The organism is Actinoplanes auranticolor (assembly GCF_018332655.1).
GTDB classification, from domain to species: Bacteria; Actinomycetota; Actinomycetes; order Mycobacteriales; family Micromonosporaceae; genus Actinoplanes; species Actinoplanes auranticolor.
In genome coordinates this window covers 1-23,838 of record NZ_BOQL01000020.1, presented here as the reverse complement: position 1 = coordinate 23,838, position 23,838 = coordinate 1, and the positions used below count along the sequence as shown (strand labels likewise).

Here is a 23,838-nt window from a genome sequence, read left to right as displayed (position 1 = left end):
AGAGATCGCGTTAGGAGTTCTAAGGAGCCGAAAACATACCTCTGCGGACCTCGAACGCGTACACCTTCATCATCGCCCGGTCGGTGATTTGCCGTCTGACCGTCCGCCGCGAACTGCCGAACCCGTTCGCCGTGGCTCTGCCGACAGCCTCCGCCGACACTGTCTCGCCGCGAGCTGCTGCTGTGCCCCGCTTTGCCACGCCGCCCCGAAATCGGGGTGTCGAAGCCTTCGCGGCCGGGCGGCCCGCTCAGCCGGGCAGGCCGGTACTGCTGGTGTCCTCGGGGATTGAGCCGGTACGCCTCGCCGACGGCGCGGTCCAGGACGCCGTCGGAGTTGGCCGGGATCTCCAGGTCGGCGAGCGGAGGTCGACAGCGACCCGTACGGCCGGTCTGACCACGCAACGCCGTAGGTACGCCGCTGGTTAGGTTCGCGGTTCGCTGTGGCGGTGACCCGGTCGCCCCGAATCGACCTGCGCACACCAGTCCAAGTTGCCGGCGGCGTCCGCGTCAGCCTGTAACCGCTGCTCGGTCTGGCCAAGGTGCCCTCATGTGCCCACTGCAAAGCGGTGGTAGCAGGTTTTCCGCGGTCCGTAACGGTCCGGACCTGATGCCATTCGCGCCGTTCTCACTCCGGCACAGGATTCTGTTGATCACTTGGCAGTGGTCACGCCACCGACCACGCTGCGAGTCCATGCTAAGCGATGTCTCGTAACTCGGCGGAGGCGTTGCCGGGGAACGGTTTCCGGTCAGCCGGCCAGAGCGATGTTTGTGCAGGTGGGCAATCCCGGATGTGGTGACGGCCAAGGTCCGGGCGGCGCGGCGATAGTCGCGCAGGATTTTGTACGTCTTGAGTCGGGCCAGGGCATGTTCCACCCGGGCCCGGACCATGCGGTGCCGGGCGTTGTAGTCCAGCTTCCATTGCGGTAGCTCGTCGCCGTCACGGGGTTTGCGGTACGGCATGATCACCTCACGGTTGCCGCGGTAGCCGCCGTCGGCCATCACCTCACGACCGGCCAACTGTTGGTTGATGCCGCTGCTGCGGTAGACGATCGTGTCGTTGCGGTTGCCTGGTTGTGGATCGCCCAAGGCGATGACCAGGCGGGTGTTCGCGTCGATCGCGACTTGTAGGTTGGTCGAGTAGCGGTAGTTCTTACTCTGTGCGGCCAGCCGGTGGTCCCGGGTGGGGATCAGGGTGCCGTCGACGATCGCAATCTGGTCTTTCGGGCGGCGGCGAGCCGGCGCCAGCGCGAGCAGGGGTCCGACGGTGTCGATAACCCGGTGCGCGGCGGAGTGCGAGACCCCGAACAGGGGTCCGAGCTGGCGCATGGTCAGGTTCGTGCGCCAGTACACGGCCACCAGCAGCACCCGGTCCGGCAGGGTCAGGGCCCAGGGCCGGCCCGGGCGCCCGTCGGCGATGGCGTCACCGCCACGTCGGGCCACCAGGCGCACCAGCCGGTGGAACTGCGCCAGCTGCAGCCCGGTGAACGGATGGATCAACTCGGGTCAGGAGGCTGAGAACACCTGCACCCATCGATGATCACCCACCGTCTGAACCGGACCGTCACCGGGTTACGAGACATCGCTTAGCCAGGCGTGCGTGCAGGGGAGAAGTCCGGATGTCATTAGCGTAACGCTCGCGGCTCGGCACCCTGGCAGGACGGCCAACCGATCGTCATGCTGTTGCGCGAAGTGACCCGAGGCGGGCCCAAGCTTCTGTGCTCGTTGCATGACGATCGGCGGGGGAGACCCGTTGGTTTCAGCGGTTCTTGTGGAAGGCCTCGACGATGGAGCTGGGGATCCGGCCGCGTTCGGATACTTCGTAGCCGTTCTTGCCGGCCCATTCGCGGATGGCCTGGTTCTGGTCGCGATTCGACCGGCTCGTGGGGGCTGCGCCGCGAGCAGGGATACGTCCGGTGCTGCGCCCGACGCGGGAGGCCACGTTGAGGTACGGCTCGAGTGCCTTGCGGAGTTTGCCGGCGTTCTTCTCCGACAGGTCGATGGTGTAGGTGACGCCGTCGAGGCCGAACTCGATAGTGCTGTCGGCTTCGGTGCCGTCGATGTCGTCGGTCAGCAGGGTGACGATCTGTTTTGCCATGTGAGGTCTGCTCCTTGAATCGGCATAGGCGCATGCGATCAAATGCCCCGTATCTCATTACAATAGCTGCCGGCCTTAATGGGATTGTCGTGGCGGTCGAAAGCAGACTCTTGGTATGGCTCGTACGGCCCGATCCATTCCCGGGGTAACAGTGGGTGTCCGCCGGAACGCGGCTCGCGGTTGTTGACGTTTCGACGCCTGTGCCGGTGAATAGGTGGCATCATGGCCGGGTGAGAGCCGATGGCTCGGACGCCGCAGCCGTACGACAGGTGCGGCAGGTACCGAAAGCGATGGGATCGCCTACTTGTTCAGGTTCTGAGGCTGATCCGGTGGGGCAACTGTGGCGGGCGTTGGGGTTTTAGCGGTTGCCGGCTTTGCCGTGGAACTTGTCTTTGAGGCGGTCGATGATCGGTCGCGGGGCCTGGGTGGTCAGTTCGAGCAGGTGCGGTGACGGTGCGGTCAGTGATCTCGGGGTGCCGTACTGGTTGATCTCACGAGCGATGAGTGCGATCAGGTCGTCGGCGGCTCGGGTGCCGTCGGCGGTGCCTTGGTACTCGGCGTAGGAGTGCTGCAGGGGGTAGGCGATCACGGGTGTGGGAAGGCCGAGGGTGGACCGGGCGAGCCAGGCGAATGGGGTGGCCAGGACGGCGGCGGTCCAGCTCAGTGCGTGCCAGATCAGCCACGGCGACATGATCAGCAGGGTGATGACGGCGGCCGCGGCGGTGATGAGTCCGAAGACGGAGTCGTCGTCGATGCTGGAGGGCCACCAGGTGTGGATCCACTGCGGTAGGCGGGGTCGCCAGGTCAGGCGTCGGCGGAAGACTTTCCACCGGCGTCCGTCGGGAGCGCTCAGATACATCGCCTTCCCTGCCCTACCTGGTCCGCAGTGCGTCGAAGTCGCCGTTGAGTTCGTGGCGCAGCATGACGACGGTAGCGGTCATCAGCTCGATGCCTTCTTTGAACATCAGCAGTTGTTCGGTGGCGAGGGTGACGGTGTCGATGACCAGGTTGTACAGCGATGACACGACGTCCCAGACGCCCTTGACGAACTTCTTCCAGTCGGTGACGGTCAGGATCGCCTTCAGACCCTTCTGGATCTTGCTGACGTACATGGTCGTGGCGAACAGCAGGCCCTTGACGGTCTGGGCGTACATCGCGGCCATCGACTCACACATCTGCTCGACGGTGTCGCACCACTGCGCGAGCGCCTCGAACGCCGGCATCCACCGGCCGCGGATGTGGTAGTCGAACGCCTGTGACGCCCCGGCGCTGCCGTCGGCCTTGCTGTCCCAGTGCGAGGACAGGACGTCCATGCCCTCGTCCAGGTCGCGACCGACGGCGCGGTAGGCGTCGGCCATCTCGCCGTAGGCGCGGCCGATGCGCTTGAGGGCGCCCCAGTCACCGACGACCAGCGGCAGGATCTCGGCGAGGATGTCGTAGCCGGTCAGCGCTTTGATCAGGTCGTTGACCGCGCCGACGGTGCTGCTGAGAACTTCTCGGGCTTCCTGGTTCTCCGGCTGGTAGGCCGGCGCCATCAACGCCACGACCGCACCGTGACCCGGCCCCGACGAGGCACCGGTCACGTTGGTCTCGCGGTAGCCGTACGGGACTTCCCACTGCGGCTGCACCGACCAGATCGTCTCCGCCGCCGTCCAGTCGGCGCGGTCGTAGTCGTTGGCTGAGGTCCGCAGGTCGGCGGCGGTCTGACCGAGACCGTTGCGGGCGGCGGCGCACAGTTCCAGCATCGACTCGCCGATGCCACGCATACCGGGCTCGGCCACGTTCAGCGTGCCGTCCAAGCCGGCGAAGTTCAGACAGTGTGTCCGCGCGTAGTCCTGCATGTCGGCCAGCGCGCCGTCCCGGTTGGCGTCGATGCGATCAGCGAACCCGCGAAGGTACGCCGGGTCGACCTGAATACTCACCGCTGGGGGTCCTGCTCGGCGGCGCGGAACTCGGTCTGCGCGGCGGTCAGCCGGCGGTCCATCCACACCGACACCGCCCGGGCCGCGTCGTCCTCGGTGTCGCCTCGCCACACCGTCAGCCAGTCCAACTGACCGGATTCGAACTTCTGGCTGACCTCACGAAACCTTGGTACCGGTGACCTTGCCGCAGTGCCCGGCGGTGAGGGCCACGCCCGGCGCTACCAGCGAGGCGGTGCAGCCCACGGCCATCCGGCCGACGAAGCCGTACTGGTTGACGGCGGGCACCCGGTCACCGGCCCAGCCGCCGGGGACGACCTCGCCCTTGACGATGGCCTCGGCCGGGGCGGCGATACCGAGCAAGGCGAGAATGAGTAGTGATCCCGCGGTGGCGAGCAGGCGCCGCCGGCGGATAGGCCGCATAGTCATGTTTTGACGCTAGGTGAGGTTTCTGTGACGCTCCATCCGCTCGCCGGGCCGAGCCAGACCGCACCCGGCCTAATCCGAACGGGGCCTCTTCCAAGACCTGCAGTGGCAGCCGCCCGTGAGGCCGAGGAGGAGACAGGCTGGCGGCCGCGCCGCATGGACTCCATGCCGAGGCTGGACCGCAGGCCACTGGACTTCGGTCGTCGACCAGCCGGGCGGCAACCTCCACCCCATCCGCCGGCCTGAGGTGCCTCCTCACTTCCAAGTACAGGTCTTGGCCAGTCTCGCCTTGCCTACCGGTGACCGTGATCGTCCGCGTGCACGACCCCGGGCCGCAGTCACCATCGTCTACTGGGTTGACCATGGCCCGCAGGCCGGGCCTCGTCCGGAAGCGGGCTGTCGGACCAGGACGACATCGACTCGGTGAGCGCGACGAACTGCTCGCTCTCGTCGACAAGCAGTACGAATAGCGGCAAGATCGCCCGGGCCGGCCTCACTCGGCATCCGGGGTCGTGGCTCAGCATCCGGATCACGAGGCCGCCCGGCACTGCCGCGCCCGGCAGTAGCGGACGGCGGATCCCGACCGGCTGAGTAGCGGACCACCGGCGGCCGGGATCGCTGCGTCGTGGACGTGCCGCAGCACCGGCCACCATGGACTGGCGCCGTGACCAGGGGAGGTGGACACGCGTCGTCTGATCGCCGTGTTCGTGTCGGGTGTGCTGGTTGCTGTCGCGCTGAGTGCGCCGGCTCGGGCCGGCCCGAGGGTGCGGGGTGGGTGTGGGAGCCTCTCTGCCAGGACCCGGACCACGGAGCCGGACGGGACGCCCGCGCCCCAGGCTGCCGTCGGGTCGTCGCCGGCGCCGCTGCGAGATCAGTCTGGGTGGAGGCGGCGATAGCCGCCGTCGAAGAAGACGAGAGGGCTTGCGTGGCTTTCGGCAATTCCAGCGGCCACCACCCGCCCGATGAGAACCGAGTGGGTTCCGCCGGTCAGTTGTTCGTGGAGGGTGCAGTCGAGGTAGCCGAGAGCGCCGGCCAGGATCGGTGCGCCGGTGTACGAGGTGAAGGTGTCGATGTCGCGAAATCGATGAGGGTCCCAGCGTGCGAATACCTTGGCCAGGGGCTGCTGGGCCTCGGCCAGGATGTTGACGGCGAAATGCCCGGCGTCCCTGATGTCGCTTCCGCTGCGTGACTGGGCGTTCAGGCAGACGAGCACGAGCGGTGGGTCGAGGGACACTGACGAAAAGGCGTTCGCCGTCATCCCGATCGGCTCTTCCGGACCGGCGGCGGTGATGACCGTGACGCCGGTGGTGAACCTGCCGAGGACGGACCGTAGCCACACCTTCTCGTGGTCGCCCCATGGCTCGGGTTCGTCCCCGGAAGGTAGTAGTCGTTGTATCAGACGAGACGACGGCCGGATCTGCTGCTTCATCGTGATCGCACCTCCGGTCTGGTCAGCGGGGGCGAGGTTCCGGGGGTCTGTGTGCTCGGGTGGGCCGGGGCGGCGGGGGGCTCCGCCCCGGTGGGACGTACCGGGCGTCCCCAGCGCCTGTCCAGCAGGTCCAACACGGGCGTGGTCATGGCGGTGGTGATCAAAGCCATGACCGTCATCACCGTGTAGAGCTCCCGGTCGATGACCCCGGCTTCCAGGCCGATGCTGAGAATGACTATCTCGGTCAGTCCACGGGTGTTCATCAAGACGCCGAGAGTGACGGATCGACGGTGTGGCAGACCACCGAGCCGGGAGCCAGCGTAGGTTCCCAGGAACTTACCGCCCACCGCTACGGCAAGAACGGCGGCCAGAAGCGCGCCATCGCCGATATCGAGACCGGCTAGGTCGAGCTGCAGACCAGCTAGCACGAAGTAGGCGGGTAGGAGCAGGTACGAGCACATCGGCGCGACGTTGCTCATGAACACTCGGACCGGTTCTCCGCTGGCGTCCTTGGGCACGATGGCACCGAAGATGAACGCACCGAGCACCAGATGCAGCCCGACCATGTCCGCGACGAACGCCGACACCAGCAGCGTGGCCAGCAGCACCGGGAGACGGCTCTCCGAGGCCTCCGCCCGGTTCTGCCGCAACCACCGGCGCATGAGTGGGCGCACCACCGTCACCATGGCAGCGAGGTACGCCACGGCGAGCCATATCCTGTGGTCAGCGGCTGGCCGGGACGCGGCGATGACGATCGCCATGAGAGTCCAGCAGACGACGTCGCAGATGGCGGCAGCGCCGATGGCGGAGTTGCCGATTCCCGTACCGGTCAGACGCCTTTCCTGCAGGATGCGGGCCAGGACCGGGAAGGCGGTCGCTGCGAAGGCGATGCCGAGGAATACGACGAAGACAGTTCGGCTGGAACCGCCATGCTCCGGCGCGATCATCATCGCCAGGCCGGCTCCGAAGACGAAAGGCACCAGGAAGGAACCGGCGGGTACAGCCCACCGGGCATGTCTCTCACCGGGTGGAGCGAGATGCCCGGCGTGCAGACCCATGCTGAACATGAACAGGGCCATGCCGAGGTCAGCGAGCGTCCGGAGGGCGGGGTATGCGAGATCGAGGACGACCGTGCTCTGAGGCGCCGCGATCAGGAGGAGCTGGGCGAGGAGGATGCCGACGACGATTTCTCCGACGACCGCGGTCTGGGCGAGTCGCGCGGCGGCCAACCGGGCAAGGCCTGCGGTGAGGGCTACTACCGCGAGCCCGGCCAGCCAGGCAAGGGAGTTGTGCACGATCAACGACTCCTGTCACTTGCATGATCATGTGAAGGCCATCGTCAGTCCTAGGCCGATCATCAGAGCGCCACCGAGCAGGCTCATCCGGTGCATGCGGGCCGCCGAGCGAGCGAACCACTTTCTCGCCGCGCTGGAGAAGGCGGCCCAGACAGAGTCACAGAGCAGGCCGATCACCACCGGTACGACAGCGAGGATGAGCATCTGCGCCACGAGTGGCTCGATATCGGGACGAAGAAACGCCGGAAGGATCACGGCGAATACCACGTACGCCTTCGGATTGGTGCCACCGACAACGTATCCCTGGCGCAGGGCGGCCCAGTCACGCCGCCGCTGACCCGGTTGGCCGGGCACACCCACCACGACGTTTTTGCGGTTTTTGATCGCAACTAGCCCGAGCCAGCACAGGAATGCCGCCCCCACGAACTTGAGCACCGTCAGGCAGGCCGGAAAACGCTGGAGTACGGGCCCGAAGCCGACCGATACGATCACGGCAACCGTGTACGTCCCCAGCGCGTTACCCACCACGGTCGTCAGAGCGGTCCGCTGTCCGGCTTCGAGCGCGCGCCCGACGATGAACAGGACACTCGGTCCCGGAACAGCGATGAGCACCACGCAGGCCATGCCGAATGCCGCCATCTGGCTACCTGTGATCATGTCTCTCCGCTCTTGCCGGAACCGCATCGCCGGCGGTCGCGTCGGCCGGTGGGAGGCGGTCGGCTTCGGCGACCGCCTCCCACCGCAGCGTCTCAGTGAGGTTGGATACTGGTCAGATATTCGTAGCAGCTCGGCAGCCTTTCGGTCATCACCGCGGCTTCTGCGGTGAGCTGCGTGAATTCTTTGTGCGCGGCGGCCGGGTCGAGATGACGGAGTACCGGGCGCCCCTTGGTCGGCCCGGCACCCAATCCCAGGAGCATGGTGTTCCACGAGTACGATTCGAAACCGTGATAGTGCGGGTAGATACTTTCCTCGTCGAGGAGATGCGTCTTCGCCTGCTCCATCCGTTCGGCGAGGCCATCCGGTACGGACCGCACCTTGGCGTCGCGCCAGTAGTCGTTGTCGTTACGCTCGGCGGCGACGTAGTGCAGGACGAGGAACTCTTTCACGCCGTCCACCGCTCGTGCGATTCTAGCGTTGTAGGAACGGGCTAGATGGGGATCCATGTCCGGCCCGGGGAAATGCTTCACGAGTTGCTCGATAGCGTGCTGAATGAAGAAGATGCCGGTGGACTCCAGCGGCTCGACAAAGGCGCTTGAAAGACCGATGGATACGCAGTTCTTGACCCAGGAGTCGCGATTCCTGCCAATCCTCATCCGGATGTGATTGGCTTCGAGGTCGTCGCGGCCGGGGGCGACGGCGGCGCGGAGTGCGGTCTCCGCGTCGTCGGGCGAGGTGTATTCATCGGAGTACACGTAGCCGTGCCCGTTGCGACGGTACAGCGGAATGGTCCACATCCAGCCGGCGTCCATGGCCCGTGCGGTCGTGTACGGTTCCATGTCTCGTGCGTCTTCGCGCGGCACACGCAGCGCGACGGCTCTGTTGTTGGGCAGCACGTCTTGGAAGGACTCGAACTGCTCGCCGAGGGTCTGGTTGATCAGCAAGCCCCGGAAGCCCGTACAGTCAACGTAAAGGCCGGCGGTGAGATCGCCGGAGTGCTTCGACCGGATGCTTCTGATCCAGCCCCGCTCGTCCTGCTCCACGTCCACGACGTCGTCCACGATGCGCCGGACGCCTCGGGCGGTCGCGTAGCCGGCAAGGTACTCGGCAACGAGGTCGGCGTCGAAGTGATAGGCGTACGGGAACTGGGCCCGCTGTTGCTCCAGCGTGGACCGTCCGAGGTGGCTGTCCAGCTCGGAGGCGAACAGCGCGCCGCCCATCATCCGCGGAGAACGTTGTGCCTCGCACAGCGCCGGCGCGATGTAACAGGCTTGGTCGAACGGTCGGCCAGCCCCAGATCCGGCAACCCACCAGTCCGCCAAAGAGAATCCCTCGGCGGTCCGAAGTCGCTCGAACGGGTGGTAGAAGTGGGTGTCGTCACCGCGCCAATTCTGGAACTTGATGGCCAGCTTGTATCCACCGGCGCACTTGGGTAGCCACTCCGACTCATCCAGGCCGAGGTACTCGAAGAAATGCCGAACGGTGCTGAAAGTCGCCTCGCCGACACCGATCCTGGGAGTCCGGGCGGACTCCACTACCGTTATGGAAACAGACTTCTCCAGGGCCGCCGAAAGGTAGGCGGCGGTCATCCATCCCGCTGTTCCGCCCCCGACGATCAATACGGAATCGACCACGATTTACTACCCCGTTCTCGTTAAGGTCGCATTCGGAAATACACCCGCCGTTCACCGCGATTTACGCGGGTCACGACTTGCGGTGGCGATACCTCACGGATACGCACGTCGCGTTTCGATCATGAGAGAATGCATGACGGCGCAGCCGCATCGGTTAGCTCTCGGTAAGTGCCATGTAACACGGCTCTGCCAGAAGCTGTCAACCAGTCAAATCCATTGAAGATCGTCTTCTCACATTTTGAGACAAATGAATAGCATATTGATCGCGTCAATGCGACTTTGACCAGCGACTTCCGTCATTCTCAGGTCGTGCGACGATCGTCACGGGCATGTTTGTGCGAGGCCCAAGGTTAATATCCGGCCTGTGTCCCTCACCGGCGTGTGGCGGGCGCGCGGCGTGGCCCGGCGTCGACTGCCGGCAGCCATGTACGAAGACCTGCACGACCGCTGCAACACCACCGCCTGGCCGTGGATCGGCTCCGAGGCTAGCCAGCGGCGGGTTTGCCGACCACGTCACGCGGGCGCACGGTGTTGAGAAGCGCGCGGGCCTGCTGGATCGATAGGAACTTCTTCGCTCCACCTGGCACCAACTCGAGCAGCAGGTGATGCGTCGACGCCGCCCGGCCTGGTGACACCCCTGGATCATCCGTACGACAGGGGCAGTAAGTCATACCAGGCCGGGCGACCGAGCAGTCCCCAGCTGGGGACGATCCAATAGGTAACGGGCGCGGCCGTCACCCGTGCCGCCCGAACTGCGATCAGCCGTTCAGCACCAGGGCGCCGAGGTCCTTGCCGAGCTGAGGCGCGTCGTGCCCGCGCCGGTTGCTCTGCAGCGCGATCACGATGTCGTCGTCGGGATAGATCCGCAGGTACGAAGCGGCGCCGGTGTTCGCGCCGTCCTTGGCGGCCACCCGGTGCCCGCTCTCGGCGCCGACGCTCCACCCGTACGAGTAGCCGGACGAGCCCCACATCGCGGTCATCGATGGGGTAGACAGGATCTCACCCTTCGCCAGCCGGTGACCGAACCAGGCGATGTCAGCCGGTGTGGACTCCATGCCGCCACCGCAGGTCTTGGCGGTCTCGTCCTCGTACGCGATGAGCTTGTTGCCGGTATCGTAGATTTTGGAGCGGCGCACGTCGGTGTCGGCGAGCCGCTTCGCGCGCAGGGTGCCCAACCCGTAGGGCGTGGTCAGCCGGGTGCGGATCAGGTCGGCGGTGTTCTGGTTGGTGGCTTGCTCCAGCGCCGCGCACAGGATGGTGTATCCGTGGGTGCTGTAGTGGGACGCGCCCACTGTGCAGACCAGCGGGTCCTTCCAGAACTCCTGCGCCGAGGCGAGCGAGGTCGCATAGGGGGTTTTCCTGCCGAAGCCGCTGCCCTCGTCGTAGTGCTGCACACAGCCCCGGTTGTCGGCAAGCTGCTTCAGCGTGTGGGTGTGCTGCGCCGGGATGGCCGGCAGGTACTTCGCGGTCTTCTCACCGGGGTTGACCTCACCCTGGTCGGTGAGCCGCAGGGTCAGCGCTCCGGTCACCGCCTTGCTGACCGAGGCCAGTCCGAGCACGTGCCCGGAGTCGAGCCACACGTCGTTCGCCACGTCGGCGTGGCCGAAACCGCGCAGATAGCGATATTGGCCGTTCTGCACGATGGCGACGCTGAGTCCGGGCACTTTCGCGTCGGTCAGGTGCTTCTGGATCCGGGCGTCGGCCTTCGCCCGGAGATTCCACACCGGACGGTCGCTGTTCTGCCGCCAGATGCCTGCGTAGCGGGTGCCAGCCGGGGTGGCGTACCGCTCGTACGAGACGAGCCGGAAACCCTCGTCGGAGTAACGGCTCCACCAGTTGTTCCACTGGCCGAGGGTCAGGTCGCGGCGCTCGCGCCACTGCCGCCCGCCGGGGTTGGCGACCCAGATGCCGGCGTAGCGCTGACCGGCCGGGCCGGTGACCGAGTCCAGAGCCAGCATCCGGTAGGCACCCTGGTTCTGCGTGAAAAGTGTGCCGTACTGCGCGCCGGTGAGGTCGCGGTGCAGCTGCCAGGCGAGGTTCTCCCGGTTGTCCACCCAGGCCGCGGCGTAGCGCATGCCGGCCGGGGTGCGGTACTGCTCGATGTCGAGCGGCAGCCGGCGGGCAGCCTTCTGTTCCTGGAACCAGGCGCTAAACGCGGCGCCGGTCAGGTCGTGCCGCATGGCCGAGCCCAGCTTCTCGACGTTCTGCACCCACACCGCCGCGTACCGGCGCTGGCTGCCGATCTGGTAGGTCTCGAGGTCCACCGGGCGCAGGCCGTCCGCGGCCGCCTTCGCCCGCTCAGTGGCGAACTGGGCCTCAGTGAGGTCGCGCAGCGAGCGCCAGGCGCGGTGGTCGAGGTTGCGCTGGAAAACCGCGCCGACCCGGTAGTCGCCGGGTGACGCGTCGATCTCCAGGTCGAGCACCAAATAGCCGTCGGCCTTCATCTTCGCGAAGGTCTGCGCGAACGCGGCGCTCGACTGGTCACGGACGGAGGCCCAGGCCACGGCGGCCGGGTCGAAGACGGCCGCCGGTGGTCCAGGGTGGGCGACCGCCGGAGCGGTGACCGCAGGCAGGCCGGCGAGCAGCGTACCGATCGCCGCCACGGCTATGATTCTTAAGGCCCGATGTCAGGTGAATTGCTCTGCGTTCGCGCGGTTGTGCGATTCCGTACGGCGGCGTGCGTTCTCGTACCGATCCATGGTGCTTCTCCGGTCGTCACGCGATTCTCGGATGACCCGATCCGAATGGAGAAGACATGGCTTCCTGGCTCGTTCTGTGGGAGCAGACCTCGCCGGCTCTGGTGATCGCCGGTCTCGTCGCCCTTGTCGCGCTCGGCGTGTGGCTGGCGGGCCTGGCGCTGGTGCTGCGCGGAAGTGACCCGGCCGACCGCCCGTCGATCCTGCACGCGTACGCCAGGCTCCGGTTGCCGACCTCGCGCCGGGCCGGCGGTGAGCCGTTCGGTCCTCAATCCGACAGGCGGCGGCTCTGACTTTCACGTTTGGATTGGAGATCCTGGACGAGACATGACCGACTTTCCCCAGGGTAGCGATCCGGCCGAGCCGCTGCGCCGCCGCCTGAAACGCCTGCACCGTGAGGCCGGTGAGCCGGGCACCCGCGAGATCGCCCGTCGCACCGGCCACCGAATCACGTACGGCACGGTCGCGACCGTGCTGCGCTGCACGGCTGTTCCCCGCTGGGAGTCGCTGGAGCTGGTGGTGCGGGCACTCTACGGCGACTGCGAGGAGTTCAAGGCGCTGTGGATCGGCATCCGGGAGTCGCAGGACGGCGCGTCGCCGGCCGCCGCACCGGAGCTGACGGTTTCGGACTACTTCTGCTACATCTCCCAGTCCAAGATCGAGCGGCTGCACGCCGCCATGGACCGGACCGTCCCCCCGGATCCCGGGGTCGACGCGTTCTTCGCCGGTTCCTCGTTCGGCCGGTCCCACCTGCTCTACGGCGGTTCGCTGGACCGCCCGCTGCTGGTCAGCCGTCTCCGCGAGGTGATCGGCACCTTGGCGCGGCGGGGCGAGATCGCGGAGTTCGACGGCGGCGCCACGCCGTCCGCCCATTACCTGCACCATGTCGGGGCGTTCTCGGTGCCCGGCGCTGGACCGGGTGACGTCGACCCGGCGACGACCGTGCTCCGGCTGGCCGGCCTGACCCGGCCGGAACTACGGCTGGACTGCTCGCTGCGGTACTTCAGCGAGACTGTCGACGGCCGGTACGTGGTGTCGTCGGAGCTGAACGCGCTGGTCTACGGCAACGGCTGCCTGTATTTCGACACCGTCTTCGTTGTCCTGAGCCGCGGCCCGCAGGAGATCGCCGGCAGCCCGTTGTATCTGAAGCTCTACACCGGAGGAAGGGACGTCGCCCTGTGACCGGCCAAGAACCGGGCCCCCTGCTCGACCTCAAGGCGCACCGGCCGGACGAGTTCGAGGGCAAGACGGTGGTCCTCAACGGCGCCCGGTACCGGGTGGGACCCTGCGTGGGTCAGGGCGCCGAGAAGATCGTGCACCCGCTGACGAACCTGCGCTCGGGGCTGACCCTGCACGTCATCAAGATCTATCGGGACCAGGCCGGTTTCGCGCCGCACGCCGCGATCCATGTAGCTCGGCTCACCAAGTTGCGAGATCATTTCACCACCGCTGTCCCAGACTTCCTGATCGAGCAGTCCCACCGGGGCTGGTTTGAGGTGCAGGACGCAGTCCCCTTCGCGCCGCTGCCCGTTCCATCGGATCCCGGCGGCGACGGTTGCCGTGCGGCGGCGCAGGCGCACCACGCCGGCGATGGCGCCGAGGCTCTTCGCCTGCTCGCGAAGGTGCTCGAGGTCCACCCGTGGCACACCGAGGCGCTGATCATGTCCGCCGTCTCGGCGGCGAAGCTGGGACGGGCCTCTCTCGCCCTGGCTGCCTGCCGTTCCGCGATCGCGGTCGAGCCCAACTACTGCACCTATCACCGGGCGCTCATCGAGTGCGCCTATCAGCTGGAGGTTCCGGCCGGCAGCCTGGCGGCGTACGAGCGGATGATGCAGTACTTCCCTTACCAGCAGGACCTGGACGAGACGGTCGCCGCCGCGATGCTCGCCTGCGGCGATCCGGAGGGTGCCGTGGCGCTGCTCGACGCCTGCCGCCGTGATCTCGACAAGGACATCGAGGAGCAGGTTCGGCGACACGCCGGCGAGATGCTCCGGGGCCGCGAGCGCGCGGCCAGGCCCTGGCAGCGGGCGAGCGAGGCGGTGCAGGCGCAGGACTCCGCCGCCGTGGCGATCAACCTGGCCGAGGCGCTGCGGCTGGCGCCGGCCGAGACTTTCCTGATGGCGAACCGGGTGCTCACCGACGTGTGGCGGGGCGTGCCGGTCGCGTTCGGTGCCCTGACCAGGATGATCGGGTTCCTGCCGCCCTTCATGCACCCGTCCGCCGAGGTCGCCGCCGCAGTGGCGGCGCAACTGGCCCAGCCAGCGAGTGAACTGGCGACCGGCCTGCTGCGAACGGTCGGCGAGCGGCTCCCCGCCGACCCCGATGACCTGCGGCATGTTCTGCCCATGCAGGCGCTGATCTGGATCGACCTCGACGGCCTCCAGTGCCTCGATCCGCGGATCAGCGCCGAGACGCTGGTGCCGGCGGCGCGCCGGGCGTTCGCGGAGACCGGCGACGAGGTCTTCCGGTTCGTCGCCGAGGTCTATCTGCGGCCGATGCCCAGCGGTTTCGACGACGAGGGCAATCCGCGTTACGACGGCTGACCGCTTTCGATTAACCTCTCGAGGGTCGCACGGCGAACGTCAAGACATACCGCAGGCGTCGAGGCGCCGTGCTGTCCCGAGCGTTCGCCCGGAGCCAGCGTGGTCTCTGCCCGTGAGCATGTGTGCGCTGTTCATTGGCCGTTGCTGTCGGCCACGGGGAGCACCATGGCGATGAATTCCGTGTTCCCGACGGAGTCGTGTAGTGCTGCTCCAAAGTTGATGATCGGCCGGGGAGCGGACGGGGTGGCCACCGGCAGCGCTGAGCCGCGCTGAACAGATCCACTAATAGCAGGTCGACTCGGCGATTTTCAGACGCGTAGCAGGCGTGCGATCGCGAAGGGTCGGCCGGGCTGAGAAAGGTTGTCCACGGGGTGATTCACTATGAGTGCTCTGCTGTAGGACCTCGATGTGAGCGGCAATCCTGTCTAGGCGATTGACTACCAGGCGACGCGATTGGGGCTCATGCGCATTTTGGCACTCGCGATCATGAAAGCCGAGCCGTAGCGTCCCAGCCTGATGCGAACGCTACCCGTCTCGAAGGTGGGCACCCCACCGAATGACTCAGCCGCCAGTTACCTGAGGTGGCTTGCTCGTCAAGCGCGGCCAGCTATGACTGCCGGTGCGCTTTTCGGCATCCTCTGGATGTCCTGTCAGTCACTGGTCCCGGCCATCGTGGGCCGGGCGATTGATGCCGGCCTGACCCAGCACGACGGCGGCGCGCTGCTCACCTGGAGTCTGGTGCTGCTCGGTGTCGGCCTGGTCCAGGCGGGCGCCGGGGTGGCCCGGCACCGGCTGGCTGTCTTTTGCTGGCTGTCCAGTGCGTACCGCACTGTCCAGGTGGCTGTGCGGCAGTCGAACCGGCTCGGCTCCGCCTTGCCGCGCCGGCTGGGGGCGGGCGAGGTTGTCGCCATCGGTACGGCGGACATCAGCCACATCGGCGGGGCGCTGGACATCACTGCCCGTGGTGCCGGCTCGCTGGTCGCGGTTGTCACGGTGACGGTGGTCCTGCTGTCCACGTCGGTGCCGCTGGGGCTGGTCGTGGTGCTCGGTGTGCCGCTGTTGATGGCGGTTGTCGGCCTGCTCATCCGGCCGCTGCACCGCCGCCAGCAGGCGTACCGCGAGCAGCAGGGCCGGCTGACCGGCCGGGCTATTGACCTGGTCGGCGGGCTGCGCGTGCTGCGGGGCGTGGGCGGCGAGCCCGTCATGTCCGCCCGCTACCGCGCTGAGTCGCAGCGGCTGCGCGGGGCGGGCTTGCGGGTGGCGTCCGTGGAGGCGTTGCTGGAGGCGACCCAGGTGCTGCTGCCGGGCAGCTTCTTGGTCCTGGTGACCTGGCTCGGTGCCCGGTTCGCGCTTTCCGGACAGATCACCCTGGGTCAGCTGGTCTCCTTTTACGGGTACGCGGCGTTCTTGGTCGCGCCGCTGCGGCAGCTCACCGAGACGCTGGACAAGCTGACCCGCGGGCACGTGTCCAGCCGCCGGGTGGTGCAGATGCTGCGAGCCCGCACCGATCTAGGTGATCTGCCCCGACCGGTGCCCCTTCCGCACGATGGCCTACTCGCTGATCCGGCGTCCAGAGTGGTGGTGCGGCCGGGAGTGGTGACCGCGATCGTGGCGGCGGTGCCTGCCGACGCGGTGGCGATCGCCGATCGGCTGGGCCGCTATGTGGCCACCGCGCCGGGGGCTGGGGCGACGCTGGCCGGCGTACCGCTGGGAAATTGTGCGCTGGCGGCCGTACGGGAACGGATCTTGGTGACCGACAACGAGGCTCGCCTGTTCTCCGGCCCACTGAGGGCGGATCTTGATCCGACCGGGGTAGCTGCCCAGACGTCAGCGCTCGCAGCTGCGCTCACAGCCGCTAGCGCGGATGAGATTGTTGCAAGCTTGCCCGATGGACTCGACACGGCGTTCGGCGAGCGAGGCCGCAGCTTCTCCAGCGGCGAGCGGCAGCGGCTGCGGCTGGCTCGCGCGCTGATCGAGGACCCTAAAATTCTTATTTTGGTCGAACCGACCAGTGCAATCGACGCGCATACCGAGGCGCGGATCAGCGATCGGCTCGGCTCGGCCCGGGATGGACGGACCACGGTCATCTGCTCCACCAGCCCGCTGCTGTTGGATCGTGCCGACCACGTCTTCTATATAGAAGACGGTGCTGTGGCTGCTGAGGGAACTCACAGGCAACTGCTTCACAGCAACTTCTTCTACGCAAGGACGGTGCTCCGCCAGTGAGTGACGCGCTCCCGGTCGCCGATACTCGTCAGGTTCGCCGCTATGCCCGCCAAGTATTCCGTCGGCACCCCGGCTCGCTGGTGGTCGCCATGTCGCTACACGCCATCGCTGTGATTGCGGGCCTCGCTGGTCCCTGGCTCCTCGGTGATCTAGTCGACACGCTGCATCTGGATGAGTCCAAGGACACGGTGGACCGAATAGTGATCACTATCGCCGCGGCAGTGGTGATTCAGACGGTGCTGATCTGGTTTGCCTACCGCGCCTCAGCCCGGCTCGGCGAGCGTGTGCTGGCCGAAGTGCGTGAAGGATTCATCGACCGCGTGTTGACCGTGCCGGTGTCCGCTTTAGAAAGAAGCTCTGGCGACCTGACCTCGCGGGTGTCGCGGGATGTCGACGCGCTGTCGCGGTGCCTGCGGTTCGCGGTGCCGGAGACGATAGTCGCAGCGCTTACCGTCGCGCTCGCGGTGGGTGCGCTCATACTGGTCAGCCCGCTGCTCGCGCTGCCGCTACTGGTGGCGGCGCCGGTGCTCGGACTGTCTGCCCGCTGGTACCTGCGCCGGGCCGGGCCCGCCTACCTGGGGCAGAACGCCGCCTACTCGCAGGTCACCGACGGACTGGCGGAGACCATCGAGGGAGTGCGGACGATCGACGCCCTGGGCCGGCAAGCCGAGCAGGCCCGGCGTACGGACGCCAACCTGCGCCGCTCCTTCCGCACCGAGAAGTACACGCTGTTCCTGCGCACTGTCTGGTCGCCCACCGTGGAGATCGGGTACGTGCTGCCGGTTGTCGGGACCCTGCTCATCGGCGGCTGGTACTACCTGGAGGGTTGGGTCAGCCTGGGCCAGGTTATCGCAGCCGTGCTCTACGCGCAGCTGCTCATCGACCCGCTCGACCGGTTCCTCAGTTGGCTGGACGAGGTGCAGGTCGGCGCTGCCTCGCTGGCCCGCTTGCTGGGTATAGCCAGCGATCCCGAACGGGTACCGCAAGCGGTCGGATCACGCCGCAGCGGCCGAATCGTGGTGGAGAAGGTGCGGTTCTCGTACGAGCCTTGGCGAGAGGTGCTGCACGGAATCTCGCTGATCATCGAGCCGGGGGAGCGGCTGGCGATCGTCGGCCCATCAGGTGGAGGAAAGTCCACGCTCGGAAGGCTATTGGCGGGAATTTACATGCCCAGCACAGGCATCGTTACAGTCGACGGTGTGCCCTTGGGAGACCTTCCGCAGCATCGGCTACGCACCGAGATAGCGCTGGTCAGCCAAATGCATCAAATCATCATCATGGGAACGCTGCGAGAAAACGTAGCACTGGTTCGGCCCTATTCGACCGAGGAGGAGGTGCGGGCAGCGCTTGCTGCCGTCCAGGCTTTGGACTGGGTCGATGCGTTGCCGGACGGGCTTGACACCGAGATTGGCGCGGGCGGGATGTCCCTTCCAACGGAGCAGCAACAGCAGGTGGCACTTGCTCGGTTGGTTTTAGCCGACCCGCACACATTGATTCTGGACGAAGCTACATCGCTGCTAGATCCGTTTGCCGCTCGGGAACTGGAGAAGTCGTTAGCGGCGACGTTGCCAGGCCGAACGATCGTGACCATCACCCATAGACTTTTTTCGGCCCAGGACGCGGATCGGGTAGTGGTGGTGGAGAACGGCACGATTACCGAGCTCGGCACGCACGACGATCTTATAGAAAGTGCCGGATCGTACGCTCGACTATGGACCTATTGGCACGGTGCGAGAGGCAGGGGACTGGAAGTCCGACCGCCTGATCGAGCAGGGGATTCCGTATCGCCAGTAGCGTCCACCGACGCTGGCAGTGGTGGAAGCGTCTCATGGCCCGGTCCGCCAGTCAGCGGCTCTTCCAATAGGGCGGGGCCTTCGACCTCACCGACCTTGAACAGCCCCGACGGCGTCGTCGACCAGCCCACACTTTGGTTGCCCAACGGGAACAGTGTGACGCTCGGCCGTGCCGGTGCCGGTGCCGGTGCCGGCACCGACATCGACCGCGGACTTGCGGCCGGCATACTACCCGGCTCTTCTCGGGATGCTCCGCGACTACTAATGGGGCACTTTCCATCGCACGCCAGGCTCGGATCTGAGATCAGCCTTACCGTTCGGATAACTCAGGACTCGTCTGACGCACAGAACACCCGCGCTGCACTCTTACGTCCTCTACAGATTGGCGCGGAGGGCGTCGATGTGAGCGTCATCGTGGAGTCGGGTCCGGGCCTGACCGTTCGAGGACCCATGGAGCAAGTGACCCGCGTGCCAGCCAACGGCAACTCGGACCCACTGAGGTTCGTATTTCGCGCAGCCGCCGTCGACTTGCACCGGCTGCACGTGACTGCCTGGGCGGGCGGGACCTTCCTCGCCGAGCTGGAGTTCGAGGTGTCCGTGGCAGTGACCGGGCCACACAGCGCTCCTCAGGTCAAGAGCGCTGGGATCGACTCAGTGCGGCCAGAGTCTGGGGAGGTGACTTTGCAGGTACGGAGTGATCAGAGCCGCATCACCTTTCAGTTACTCAGCGACACCAGGTTGTTTGATCCAGTAATCGTCGAATCAATTTCTTTCGGCCCGGACGGCGCCACTGAACAGATTATACAGACGCTGCGGAACCTCGCTAGGAAAACGACCGGCTATACGCCCAGCAATGTACGAAGATTGATGCAGAACACGGGAATAGCATTGTGGAACAGTCTGGTTCCTGAGGCTGTCCGGGAGCAGTTTTGGCAGGTGCGTTCGAGTATCACCACATTTTCCATTGCTACTGGCCTCGACACAGTTCCGTGGGAGCTGCTGTATCCAATGACGAAGACGGAGGATGAAGGATTTCTAATTGAGCAATTGCCCGTCACTCGGCGTGTATATAATCAAGCTCGGTCTCGGCGCATCAACATCGGCAGCGCTCGCTTCGTCGTGCCCCCGAATGGTCCTCGAAACGCCGGGGCGGAGATCGACTCCCTGCACCGAATCGTCTCGGGCGTAGGGGATCCATTGCTAATTACGAACTTGACTGACTTGCTGCAGTTGCTGGATGCTGGGCCGCTGGGACTAATCCACTTCGCCTGCCACAACACCTACCAACCGAGAGCGGCTGGATCGTCGATCGCGATGGGTGACGGCGACTTCGTCCCAACGCTTCTAGAGCGAGCTAAAGCGACAGAATCTTTAGCTGCTTCGCAACCCTTGGTATTCATCAATGCGTGCCGGTCAGCCGGCTCAGTGCCACACTACACAAGGATGATGGGCTGGGCGCAGCAGTTCCTCGCTGCTGGAGCTGGTGCGTTCGTCGGGACACTGTGGGACGTTCGCAGTAGCAGTGCACAAACCTTTGCTGAGGCGTTCTACGGTCACCTGATAGCGGGCGATACGCTAGGGCAAGCGTCGTTGCGGGCACGTGTGGCAGCAGCTCGGCAGGGTGACGATCCGACGTGGCTGGCGTATAGCGTCTACGGAGATCCGAATGCCGTGGCGATCCAAGCTTGATTGGATAAATAGAAAAGGCGACTATCTATGGGCGCTGAATATGGAGGGGTCGCGTTCACGGCACTGAATTGATACGGTAAAGAGGGCGGTCAAGGAGGCAAACCTAGCCGCCGCTTCATAATCCAGCGTTCTCTCGGTGGCGTCCCTCGGGCAGCAGCGTAGTGGCTCCCGCTCGCCGGCCACTATCCGCTCGACGGGTGACCGGAGACGTCGACGCTTCGCGCGCGGACCTATTCGAGCTTGGCCTTCGGCAGTGCTTCCATACGCACGCTCCGCTCGTGCCGTGCCCGCCCGCACCGGTCTGGCACAAACCAGACGCGGTGCTGCCGGTCAGCGGTGAATCGGGATCAGGGTCAAAACCAGGGTGCTGGTCTGCGAGTCTTCCAAGTCGCCCTCTCCGAGCAGGGCTATCGACCCGGTATCGGTGACAGCTAAGACCAGCGTGACGACGCTCGACTCCAGCTTGAACGGATCATCGCCATCGAGACCAGCGGCGACGGCCGCTCGCACTGTCTCGATCGCCTCCACCAGAGTTTCCTCGACGTCGCCGCCGCGGATCTCCACGCCAGCCGGTGGAGGCGGAACGAGTGTGACCTGCACCGTCTGCGTCGACGAGTTGCCGTGCCGGTACTTGCCGGCAATCTTCATGCCGATTACCGGCACCCTGAGTTCGATACCTGCGCCGCCGTCGCGGGACGCGACGACCGACAGCGTCAGGTCCACCTTGCTGACCCGAAGATCGCGGTCGGCGTCCGCGGCGGAAATGTTCGCTTCACGGACCGCGTCCTTGATGGCGGTGATGAAGTCGGCGATGCGTACGCCGTCGTCGATAGTTCGCACGGGCGAGTTCCTCCCGGAGGCTCGGTTGGGGGGCTTCAACCGCGGTGGGCGCGGGCGTTCGGGTTGTCGTAGACGGTATAAGCTCGGGCACCCTCGCCACCAAGATTCAATCAGCCTTTTCCAACCTGATCTTGCAGGTCAGGCCGGGTCGGCAGGGGGTGCTGATCGATGAGGGCGAGGCTCCCCAACGCCGGGCCGCTGCGGCGAGCGTCGTGGGGCGGACGCGCGTGCAGACGATGTACCTACGGAGCTGTACAGCCTCCGCAGCGGGACCGCCGTACCGGGTTACCGGAACGTGCATCCATCCTCGACAATGGACGGGCTGACGCCCACTCGTTCGATCGGGGGACACGTGAAGCGAGAACCTGTGCTTCTCGGCTCGGTATCCGTATTGACTGCGGCGCTGCTGGTGGGCTGCGGCAAGACCGAGGGCGGTGATCCGTCCCCGCCGGCTCCTGCGGCCAGCGTCGCGCCCAGCGTGGCGCCGGTTCCAGCCGGGCCGCCGGCCGGGGTGGAACCCGAGGCGGTCACCCGTGGCGCTGGCCACGCCCTGCTCACCGACGACTCCATCATCAGCCTCGCCTTCGGCGGTGGCGACAACTGCTGGCTGACCGCGCAGAGGCTGGCCGCCTCGGACACCCCCGCCTGGAAGGTCAGCCAGGTCGACGGGCTGGCCTTGGGCTGCGCCGGGTCACCGGCTCTCTCCGGCTTGACGGTGCTCCTGCCGTACGGCAAAGCCACCGCCGGCGCCGGCATCGAAACAGGCGGCGCTGAGAAGGGCGTTCTCGCCCTCAACCTGGACGGCACCCACCGCTGGCACACCGCGGTCCCTGAGGTGAACACCGTGCTCGGCGCCGACGACAGCTTCGTCCTCGCCTTCGACAAGCGGAACGCCCTGCCGGGCTCGTCCGAGAAACGCACCACCGCGGTGCTCGACGTCGCCACCGGCAAGGTGCTCTGGTCAAAGCCCGGGCTGCGGCCGGTCGGGCCGGTGATGCCCACACGAGCCCGCCAGCAGCATCGGCGATGACCTGCACGTTCACGCCGTGGCACTTGTGCTTGCCCGAGTAGCAGGGCTTCTAGTCGGCGACCCGGTCGATCGGGATCAGAGTGCCGTCCAGGATCGCGTACGCCAGGGCGCGGATACGCTGCATCGCGGTGTCCAGGTCGTCGGCGGCTGAGCTGAGCAGGGCTATCGCTTCTTGGACGTAGCGCCAGGCGGTGGCGACGCTGATCTCGAAGCTGGCCGCGAGGCGGGTGAAGGTGTCGCCGTTGCGCAGATGGGCCAGGGCGAGCAGGGCTTGCCGGCCGGGGTCGAGGCGCCGCCAGCGGGGTCGGCGCTGCTTGCGATGGGCCCGGATGCGTTCGGCGAGATGGTTTAGGGTGCGGCTGGACAACGAGATTGTGGCGGGGTAGGACAGCATGGCGAGGCTCCTGGTCGGGGCTTCGGGTCTTGGTCGACAGCTGCCCTACCTGGAGCCTTGCACCCATCGATCACGGGCCCGTCGCACCGGCCCTGAGCTGCAAGATCAGCTTGGAAAAGGCTCTGTGTCTGATCACCGCTCGCCGGCGGCGTGGTCGCCTTCTTATTGACCCCGTCAGGTCACGGTCGTGAATCACCATGCCCCCGAACAGCGCGGGGCGGATGGATGAAGAGCAGCCGAGCCTTCGAGCTGCCCTTCCGGCATCACCGGCGAACCTGGCGAACACGACCACCCCAAACCAGTAAACACTGACCGCGGCTACGCCGCGGCAGCCTCAGTGCGCCCGCAGCCGAGCCTGAGCATCGACAAACCACTCATACCTGCGGCTTGAACGGCCCCCTCCTTCATGGATGACATAGAGGGGTGCCATGACCGCGCGCTGAGCCCGCCCTGCCCTCGTCACCGCGTGATGGTGTTCGCTCCAGCGAACGCTGCACGTCCAGCGTCCACGGCGGTGATTCGACATGGTTTTTGAGCTACGACTGCAACTTCGCCGCGGTGTCGGCCGGTAGGCGGGTCCGTCGCATATCGCGAGCTCCTCAAGCCATGCCCACCACACATGATCGACAGCTTCCGATAGGTTTCAACGCCGTGGTACTACTTGAGATTCTTGACAGACTGGCCTCCGTCGTGGGCGCCATCTTCACCGTGGCAGGATTCGGCCTCAACATCGTTGCCGTACGCCAAGCCGCCGCATCTAGGCCCTCCCCCGCGCAGCAACTGGGGGATTCCTCGGGCGAGCGCCCAGGCCAACGAAAGATCCGAGAGCGCTCCATTATGCTCGCGATAGCCGGTGTCGTCATTCTGGTAGCAGGTCTAGCACTTTTAGCAGTAGCTTGGTGGGCCGGTCATCGCGCTAACGACCAACCATCGTCGGCTGCTCCGACGATCGTTCAAACCTCTTCTCTGAGGTTGAACGCCACGGTCTAACCAGCCCCGATCGGACCAGCCGAAGGGAACGTCGCAATCCGGCGACGACCCGGGCAGCGATCCACGGACAGGCGCCGACTGCCGAGTTGGTAACTACGAAACGTCAAACAGCCGCAGGATCCGTATTCAGTGAGCCATTTCCAACCTGATGGCGCAGGTCAGCAGCGTCGAGGAGGCCAACAG

17 protein-coding genes and 2 pseudogenes are annotated in these 23,838 nt (G+C 66.1%); 6 read left to right on the top strand and 13 right to left on the bottom strand.

Annotated elements, in window-relative coordinates:
• Positions 1 to 745 precede the first annotated feature (745 nt).
• From Aau02nite_RS11540 to Aau02nite_RS11495, 11 genes and pseudogenes are all read right to left on the bottom strand, one after another.
• Positions 746 to 1,496 (bottom strand): annotated as a pseudogene (locus tag Aau02nite_RS11540) (transposase family protein).
• 259 nt (positions 1,497 to 1,755) lie between these two features.
• Positions 1,756 to 2,094 (bottom strand): histone-like nucleoid-structuring protein Lsr2, encoded by a 339-nt coding sequence (locus Aau02nite_RS11535; protein WP_212988364.1) that lies wholly within the window; start codon positions 2,092 to 2,094, stop codon positions 1,756 to 1,758.
• A gap of 358 nt (positions 2,095 to 2,452) precedes the next feature.
• Positions 2,453 to 2,953 (bottom strand): hypothetical protein, encoded by a 501-nt coding sequence (locus Aau02nite_RS11530; RefSeq protein WP_212988363.1) that lies wholly within the window; start codon positions 2,951 to 2,953, stop codon positions 2,453 to 2,455.
• 13 nt (positions 2,954 to 2,966) lie between these two features.
• On the bottom strand, positions 2,967 to 4,016 hold the full coding sequence (locus Aau02nite_RS11525; RefSeq protein WP_212988362.1) for a hypothetical protein: 1,050 nt from the start codon (positions 4,014 to 4,016) through the stop codon (positions 2,967 to 2,969).
• Positions 4,013 to 4,144: a hypothetical protein gene (locus Aau02nite_RS47310; RefSeq protein ID WP_281420971.1), complete on the bottom strand. Its 132-nt coding sequence runs from the start codon at positions 4,142 to 4,144 to the stop codon at positions 4,013 to 4,015. Before Aau02nite_RS47310 ends, Aau02nite_RS11525 begins: the two co-directional genes overlap by 4 nt.
• 28 nt (positions 4,145 to 4,172) lie before the next feature.
• The gene (locus tag Aau02nite_RS11520) at positions 4,173 to 4,442 is read right to left on the bottom strand and encodes a hypothetical protein (protein WP_212988361.1); all 270 of its coding nucleotides are present in this window, start codon (positions 4,440 to 4,442) and stop codon (positions 4,173 to 4,175) included.
• An 868-nt stretch (positions 4,443 to 5,310) separates the two neighbouring features.
• Positions 5,311 to 5,868: a flavin reductase family protein gene (locus tag Aau02nite_RS11515; protein WP_212988360.1), complete on the bottom strand. Its 558-nt coding sequence runs from the start codon at positions 5,866 to 5,868 to the stop codon at positions 5,311 to 5,313.
• On the bottom strand, positions 5,865 to 7,163 hold the full coding sequence (locus tag Aau02nite_RS11510) for a cation:proton antiporter (RefSeq protein ID WP_246595065.1): 1,299 nt from the start codon (positions 7,161 to 7,163) through the stop codon (positions 5,865 to 5,867). Before Aau02nite_RS11510 ends, Aau02nite_RS11515 begins: the two co-directional genes overlap by 4 nt.
• Positions 7,164 to 7,190: 27 nt before the next feature.
• Positions 7,191 to 7,820, bottom strand: coding sequence for a LysE family translocator (locus Aau02nite_RS11505; RefSeq protein WP_212988358.1), 630 nt, complete (start codon positions 7,818 to 7,820; stop codon positions 7,191 to 7,193).
• A 92-nt stretch (positions 7,821 to 7,912) separates the two neighbouring features.
• Positions 7,913 to 9,454: a tryptophan halogenase family protein gene (locus Aau02nite_RS11500; protein WP_212988357.1), complete on the bottom strand. Its 1,542-nt coding sequence runs from the start codon at positions 9,452 to 9,454 to the stop codon at positions 7,913 to 7,915.
• Between the two features lie 758 nt (positions 9,455 to 10,212).
• Positions 10,213 to 12,057, bottom strand: a complete 1,845-nt coding sequence (locus tag Aau02nite_RS11495; RefSeq protein ID WP_212988356.1) for a serine hydrolase — start codon at positions 12,055 to 12,057, stop codon at positions 10,213 to 10,215.
• A 152-nt stretch (positions 12,058 to 12,209) separates the two neighbouring features.
• On the opposite strand from Aau02nite_RS11495, the gene Aau02nite_RS11490 reads away from it, so the two are divergent.
• The 5 genes from Aau02nite_RS11490 (at position 12,210) to Aau02nite_RS47660 (ending at position 20,401) form a co-directional block, all read left to right on the top strand.
• Positions 12,210 to 12,443 carry a hypothetical protein gene (locus Aau02nite_RS11490; protein ID WP_212988355.1) on the top strand — a complete coding sequence of 78 codons (234 nt, stop codon included), beginning with the start codon at positions 12,210 to 12,212 and terminating at the stop codon, positions 12,441 to 12,443.
• Between the two features lie 34 nt (positions 12,444 to 12,477).
• On the top strand, positions 12,478 to 13,332 hold the full coding sequence (locus Aau02nite_RS11485; protein ID WP_212988354.1) for a hypothetical protein: 855 nt from the start codon (positions 12,478 to 12,480) through the stop codon (positions 13,330 to 13,332).
• The gene (locus tag Aau02nite_RS11480) at positions 13,329 to 14,693 is read left to right on the top strand and encodes a tetratricopeptide repeat protein (protein WP_212988353.1); all 1,365 of its coding nucleotides are present in this window, start codon (positions 13,329 to 13,331) and stop codon (positions 14,691 to 14,693) included. The genes Aau02nite_RS11485 and Aau02nite_RS11480 overlap by 4 nt, the downstream gene beginning before the upstream one ends.
• 516 nt (positions 14,694 to 15,209) lie before the next feature.
• Positions 15,210 to 16,919 carry an ABC transporter transmembrane domain-containing protein gene (locus tag Aau02nite_RS11475; RefSeq protein WP_212988352.1) on the top strand — a complete coding sequence of 570 codons (1,710 nt, stop codon included), beginning with the start codon at positions 15,210 to 15,212 and terminating at the stop codon, positions 16,917 to 16,919.
• Positions 16,916 to 20,401, top strand: coding sequence for an ABC transporter transmembrane domain-containing protein (locus Aau02nite_RS47660; protein WP_212988351.1), 3,486 nt, complete (start codon positions 16,916 to 16,918; stop codon positions 20,399 to 20,401). Before Aau02nite_RS11475 ends, Aau02nite_RS47660 begins: the two co-directional genes overlap by 4 nt.
• Before the next feature lie 330 nt (positions 20,402 to 20,731).
• On the opposite strand, the gene Aau02nite_RS11465 is transcribed toward Aau02nite_RS47660, so the two are convergent.
• Complete coding sequence (locus Aau02nite_RS11465; protein ID WP_212988350.1) at positions 20,732 to 21,241, bottom strand: trypco2 family protein; 510 nt, start codon at positions 21,239 to 21,241, stop codon at positions 20,732 to 20,734.
• A 391-nt stretch (positions 21,242 to 21,632) separates the two neighbouring features.
• On the opposite strand from Aau02nite_RS11465, the gene Aau02nite_RS11460 reads away from it, so the two are divergent.
• Positions 21,633 to 22,271, top strand: a complete 639-nt coding sequence (locus tag Aau02nite_RS11460) for a hypothetical protein (RefSeq protein ID WP_212988365.1) — start codon at positions 21,633 to 21,635, stop codon at positions 22,269 to 22,271.
• Here Aau02nite_RS11460 and Aau02nite_RS11455 read toward each other — a convergent pair.
• Positions 22,195 to 22,665, bottom strand: a pseudogene (locus Aau02nite_RS11455) (transposase family protein); the annotation flags it as partial. The gene Aau02nite_RS11460 and the pseudogene Aau02nite_RS11455 sit on opposite strands and share 77 nt — an antisense overlap.
• Positions 22,666 to 23,838 lie beyond the last annotated feature (1,173 nt).

What these genes read in the sequence shown, in the direction of transcription:
- Aau02nite_RS11535 (WP_212988364.1), bottom strand. Translation starts at nt 2,094, where the DNA reads ATGGCAAAACAGATCGTCACCCTGCTGACCGACGACATCGACGGCACC.
- Aau02nite_RS11530 (WP_212988363.1), bottom strand. Translation starts at nt 2,953, where the DNA reads ATGTATCTGAGCGCTCCCGACGGACGCCGGTGGAAAGTCTTCCGCCGA.
- Aau02nite_RS11520 (WP_212988361.1), bottom strand. Translation starts at nt 4,442, where the DNA reads ATGACTATGCGGCCTATCCGCCGGCGGCGCCTGCTCGCCACCGCGGGA.
- Aau02nite_RS11515 (WP_212988360.1), bottom strand. Translation starts at nt 5,868, where the DNA reads ATGAAGCAGCAGATCCGGCCGTCGTCTCGTCTGATACAACGACTACTA.
- Aau02nite_RS11505 (WP_212988358.1), bottom strand. Translation starts at nt 7,820, where the DNA reads ATGATCACAGGTAGCCAGATGGCGGCATTCGGCATGGCCTGCGTGGTG.
- Aau02nite_RS11490 (WP_212988355.1), top strand. Translation starts at nt 12,210, where the DNA reads ATGGCTTCCTGGCTCGTTCTGTGGGAGCAGACCTCGCCGGCTCTGGTG.
- Aau02nite_RS11485 (WP_212988354.1), top strand. Translation starts at nt 12,478, where the DNA reads ATGACCGACTTTCCCCAGGGTAGCGATCCGGCCGAGCCGCTGCGCCGC.
- Aau02nite_RS11475 (WP_212988352.1), top strand. Translation starts at nt 15,210, where the DNA reads ATGCGAACGCTACCCGTCTCGAAGGTGGGCACCCCACCGAATGACTCA.